This is a genomic window from Vibrio sp. 378, assembly GCF_033339435.1.
Genome location: NZ_JAWOUO010000547.1, coordinates 1 through 704, shown reverse-complemented (window position 1 = coordinate 704; position 704 = coordinate 1). Strand labels below are relative to the sequence as shown.

Genomic DNA, 704 nt, shown 5'->3' with positions numbered 1-704 from the left:
CTGCACTCAATATAGTTGTAGCTGATGAAAAAATTAACGCTAATTGTTTCTTCATAGCCCCTCAAAAAATATAACGCCGCGTTAAGGTGCGAGCAACGCAATACAGAAGCCTCTGCAATGCACCGTAATCACTTAACCCAACGCATATCAAAAATGCCACGCGTTGTGAGTCGCTCTTGAACGCTTTGTTATGTGTATTTATACATTTCTATATCTTTACCGTGCTGAAAATAGCCCCAAACTCTAACACCACACTCTGTGAGAGATATTTTAGCATTTTGCTCTTTACATATAGCAATGACCTTATCCCTATGATCTAGAACTTCTGGCTCCAGCAAAACGCCTCTTGAATGAGAGATACGAGCATCAATATCAATAAAATGTATCGCTCGAAAGTTTCCCCATATTTGTGCTAGTTCACTGGTATATTGATAGCTAGAGTCACTTTCCGGCCATGTTGACCCGTCAATGTAGGTAACTCGGTAGCTTAGTAGCTCATCGATATCGCTCAACGCTGCAAGCAAATTGTTCCACTTAGTGTTATTCATAACACCAAAAAGACCATTACTATCAATTAGTTTAATGATATTTGACTTTAAATCTAAACGCATAAATTCCCAATACACATAACGCCCAATTAAGGTGTGAAGCACGCTATCACAACACTCAAACTGGACGCCGTAATCACTAAACTAGACCCAAAC

Annotated in this window: 1 protein-coding gene; it reads right to left on the bottom strand. The window is 39.5% G+C overall.

The features are described 5' to 3' along the window. Positions 1–188 precede the first annotated feature (188 nt). Positions 189–611, bottom strand: coding sequence for a DUF6678 family protein (locus R7Q48_RS27460; protein WP_005477752.1), 423 nt, complete (start codon positions 609–611; stop codon positions 189–191). Between the last annotated feature and the right edge of the window lie 93 nt (positions 612–704).